Annotated in this window: 3 protein-coding genes, 1 tRNA gene and 1 pseudogene (1 of these 5 only partly in view); 3 read left to right on the top strand and 2 right to left on the bottom strand. The window is 37.0% G+C overall.

The genetic code is table 11. The features are described from left to right. A pseudogene (locus tag B4C08_RS07160) lies at nucleotides 1–995 on the bottom strand (radical SAM protein); the annotation flags it as partial. Between the two features lie 144 nt (nucleotides 996–1,139). Between B4C08_RS07160 and B4C08_RS07155 the strand changes: the two are divergent. Next, nucleotides 1,140–2,309, top strand: a complete 1,170-nt coding sequence (locus B4C08_RS07155) for an MFS transporter (RefSeq protein ID WP_296664171.1) — start codon at nucleotides 1,140–1,142, stop codon at nucleotides 2,307–2,309. On the opposite strand, the gene B4C08_RS07150 is transcribed toward B4C08_RS07155, so the two are convergent. Further along, nucleotides 2,306–3,307 carry an endonuclease/exonuclease/phosphatase family protein gene (locus tag B4C08_RS07150; RefSeq protein WP_296664170.1) on the bottom strand — a complete coding sequence of 334 codons (1,002 nt, stop codon included), beginning with the start codon at nucleotides 3,305–3,307 and terminating at the stop codon, nucleotides 2,306–2,308. The genes B4C08_RS07155 and B4C08_RS07150 overlap by 4 nt on opposite strands. 70 nt (nucleotides 3,308–3,377) lie before the next feature. Here B4C08_RS07150 and B4C08_RS07145 point away from each other — a divergent pair, with 70 nt between their 5' ends. Both B4C08_RS07145 and B4C08_RS07140 read left to right on the top strand, forming a co-directional pair. Continuing rightward, a complete protein-coding gene (locus tag B4C08_RS07145; RefSeq protein ID WP_296664169.1) occupies nucleotides 3,378–3,980 on the top strand; it encodes a redox-sensing transcriptional repressor Rex in 603 nt (200 codons plus the stop codon). A gap of 83 nt (nucleotides 3,981–4,063) precedes the next feature. Then, nucleotides 4,064–4,137: transfer RNA gene (locus tag B4C08_RS07140), tRNA-Ser, on the top strand (it continues 71 nt past the right edge of the window).

Here is a 4,137-nt window from a genome sequence, read left to right as displayed (position 1 = left end):
TTTTCAAATTTTTCATATTCCAAAGACGACTGCAATGGTTCTATGACTTTTTCTTTTGCAAACAGACGCATTTTGTAAATCTGATTTTCTTCTGAAACTTTTCCGTCTGGAAATACATCAAAGAAATTTTTGTATGAACCGTAGCCTCTGTCGTAGCTTATTGCATCTGCGTATTTAAAAAATGAACTGTCGCAAAATTCTCTAAGTTCTGTGTTTATGAATCCGCCGCCAAAACATATAAAAAGTCTTTCTCCATATTTTTCTCGTAAGTATTTTGCTGAAAATAGGGCTGGCGTAAAAGTTCCTGCAAACGGTACAGAAATACAAACAAGTGTTTTTTCGTTTTCAGGAATATTTATTTTTGAAAATGCGGCTTTTAAAACTTCTGTGTAAAAAGTTGTCAAAATAGGCGAGTTAAGTTTTTCTTCAATTTGACTAAAAGAAGTTTCGTTTACAGCAATGCTTTCTGCGTAACGCACGAGTGAAAAACTTTTATCGAACGCAACTGAAATGTAGTCTGTCAAATCTTCGATGGCAAGACTTGCTATATTCCTTGTGTCGTCTACATTTGGTTCTCTGTCAAGATTTGATATGTAGTTTTCCATGCGGTTTCCACGCGGAGTATATGGGCTTAAGATAAATCTGTGGCCAAGTTCGCGTGAACTTGGATTTTGTTTTCCGCATAAAACTGACATTATAAAGTCAATCCATTCAATCCACAAATCACTTTGAAAAATATATCGTCTTAAATTTTTTGCAGTTGCGAAGTCTCCGTTTTTTTCTGCGGCGGAAGCAATTTTCATTGCGTTTTCTTTTGAAAGCTTAAAAAGTTTTTTCAATCCGTTTTTTGAAAAAATTGAATGTATAAGTTGCACGCTTAAATCTAGCCATATAGCTTTGTGTCCGTTTTTGTTGAAAAAAGATTTTAGATATGCTCCTGATGGGTATGGAGAGTTAAGCTGAACTAAAGGCGGCTGGATTACAATTATATTCATGGCAAAAACAATTCTAGTTAGAAGAAAAGCTGTTGTCAAATATTTTGTATGGAAGATTGTTATATCGATGCGGAAAATCGTTAAAGAAAAAAATATTTTCTTACATTATAATTTTCGAGAAAAATACGATTAATTGAGGTTTGTATGGCATCGCTTCTTCTTGCTGTGATTTATGTGGCTTTTATAAGTCTTGGGCTTCCTGATCCATTGCTTGGTTCTGCTTGGCCTTCAATGTATAAAGATTTCGGCGTGGATATTTCTTTTGCCGGAATTATTTCAATGATTATTGCTGCAGGAACTGTTTTTTCAAGTCTTATGAGCGACAGGTTTACAAAAAAAGTCGGCGTTGGAAAAGTTATGGTGATAAGCGTTGCAACAACAGCTCTTGCGCTTTTTGGATTTTCAATAAGCAGTTCATTTTGGATGCTTTGTCTTTGGGCTATTCCCTATGGACTTGGAGCTGGAAGCGTGGATGCCGCCCTTAATAATTATGTCGCCCTTAATTATAAAAGTCGCCACATGAGCTGGCTTCATTGCATGTGGGGAGTTGGAACTGCGATTGGACCTTCTATAATGGGATTTACATTGACTGGTCAGCATGGATGGAATTCTGGCTATAGATATATTGCGATTTTTCAGACAGTTCTTACGGCGGTTCTTGTAGGTTCTCTTCCGCTTTGGAAAAAAAATAAGCCGCAAAATGATTTTCATGAATCGGAAAAAAATGAAAAGCCTCTTTCCTTGCGTCAGATTTTTTTAATTCCCGGAGCAAAGGAAGTTATGATTGCGTTTTTTTGCTATAGCACCCTTGAGCAGACAGCTGGACTTTGGGCAGGAAGCTATCTTGCGCTTTATGAAAAAGTTTCTCCTGAAAAAGCCGCTTTTTTTGCAGGAATGTTTTACATTGGAATTACACTTGGACGAGCCGTCAGTGGATTTTTAACAATGAAAATGAATGACACGCAGATGATTCGCCTGGGACAGTTTTTTGCGCTTGCAGGAATTGCTGCGGTAGTTTTGCCTTTTGGACAAAGTTCTACAGTTGCAGGATTGATAATAATTGGACTTGGATGCGCGCCAATTTATCCATGCATAATACATTCTACTCCAGCACATTTTGGAGCAGACAAGTCGCAGGCAATAATCGGAGTTCAAATGGCAAGTGCTTATACTGGCACAACTTTGATGCCTCCGTTATTTGGAATGATTGCATCAAAAAGTACAATCGCATTATATCCATTTTATCTTTTGATTGCTCTTGCGCTTCTTTTTATTATGCATGAAAAACTTGTAAAGAAAACTTCGGAAGTCTAATTTAAAAGCCGCACTTTGCAAACAAGCGGAAGATGGTCGCTGTATCCTCTTCCGTTCCAAAGTGAATATTTGTACGGAATAGAATTTTCGTTGCACCAAAATCCTTCCGCCGCTGGAAAAAATCCTTCGACTTCTATTTTCCCTGAATAAAAAATATTGTCTATGCGCGACCATTCTTCTCTAAAATAATAGCTTCCCGGCTCAATTAAATTTCCGTTTTCATCAAACCAAGGTGATTTTGCCAAAAGTCCTTCATCGCCAAGAAGTTTTCCGTGCCAAGCTCTAAGCAAAATATTTCCGTTTTCCTTTACGCAAAAATCATTTATGTCTTTGTTAAAATCTCCGGCCGCAAAAATAGCCTTGCCTTCGTTTAATGCCTGGTTCATAAAAAATGAAAGAACGCTTTCTTCACGGTTTCGCCATTTTTCAGTTTTTTCTTCTCCTCCGCTTTTGCTTTTCCAGTGATTTACGAAAATGCTCAAAGTTTTTTCTTTTAGTTTTATTTCAATTTCTGACAAAGGTCTTGTACGAGGCATTTTTTCATTTTCAGTTCTTATGTCGAGTGAATGCAAATTCATTTTTTGCAATGGAATTCTTGAAAGAACTCCGCAGCCTATTGCTCCGCCTTCACTTTTTGAAAAGCAAGCGTATCTGTATATTTTACGCGGATTCCATTCGCCTGCAAGAAAATTGCTTATGTCGAATAGAACATTTGAATTTTCAAGTTCTTCCATTATAAAAATATCAGCGTCAAGTTTTTTTATAACTGAACAAAGCCGCCTGAGCCGTTCCTTATACATTTCTTCGCTCCAAGTTTTGCTTTTGATGAATTCAGGATATTCTGTTCCGTCATTGTTTGCATCAAAAAAAGTCTGTACATTCCAATTTGCAATTTTTAATTCAGATTTGGCAGAATCGCAACAGGTAAAAAACGGCATGAATAAAATCCACAAAACAGCATAAATTTTAAATCGCTTGTTAAAATTAATTTTCTTCATAATTTCCTCTAAAAATATATATTCGAATATTTACAAAAAATGCATTAAATTGATAAAATATTTTAAAAAGATGAAAGATATTCCTTTGCCTACGAAACGCCGTCTTGTTCTTTTGGAACGGCTGCTTTCAGGCTATAAAGAAAAAAATATAACTTCGCAAAAAATTCAAGAGCTTACCGGCTGGACTTCCGCAGTTGTCCGTCGTGATATTTCAGCATTAAAATTGAACTGCGGAGCAACGAACGGCTACAAGGTTGAAGAGCTTAAGTCTCATCTTGAAAAAATGTTCGGTGAAAAAAAAGAAAGCTTGCGGTGCTGCATTGTTGGCCTTGGAAGAATGGGCCAGGCCCTTTTGGACACTTCGGAACTTTATGATTCGCCGTTTAAAATTGTAGCCGGATTTGATTCAAGCGTGAACAAGACGGAAGTTTTAAGCTCGTCGTTTCCGCTTCATCCTACGACTTTGATGAAAAAAATTATCCGTGAAGAAGAAATTTCCTATGCGATTCTTACCGTTGATTCAGATGAAGCTCAGCCACTTACTGATTTGCTTATTGACTGCGGAATAAAGGGAATTGTAAATTACACGCCTTGTGTACTAAAGGTTCCGAGCGAAGTTCCCATAGAAAATGTAAGCCTTTTAACCGCTCTTGAAACTTTAGCCATAAACTGAAAACTTCATTTTAAAAGTTAAATTTTTGCATTAATCCTATTGACACTTTGATGTGAATTTTGCTAGTATGTTTTCACATTCATGGAGCGATGTCTGAGTGGTCGAAAGTACCTGTCTTGAAAACAGGCGTGCCGAAAGGTACCGGGGGTTCGAATCC

It is taken from the genome of Treponema sp. UBA753, assembly GCF_002297325.1.
GTDB lineage: Bacteria > Spirochaetota > Spirochaetia > Treponematales > Treponemataceae > Treponema_D.
This window is presented reverse-complemented; position numbering and strand designations above follow the sequence as displayed.

Coding starts and splice junctions, on each gene's coding strand:
- B4C08_RS07155 (WP_296664171.1), top strand. CDS start 1,140: ATGGCATCGCTTCTTCTTGCTGTGATTTATGTGGCTTTTATAAGTCTT.
- B4C08_RS07150 (WP_296664170.1), bottom strand. CDS start 3,307: ATGAAGAAAATTAATTTTAACAAGCGATTTAAAATTTATGCTGTTTTG.
- B4C08_RS07145 (WP_296664169.1), top strand. CDS start 3,378: ATGAAAGATATTCCTTTGCCTACGAAACGCCGTCTTGTTCTTTTGGAA.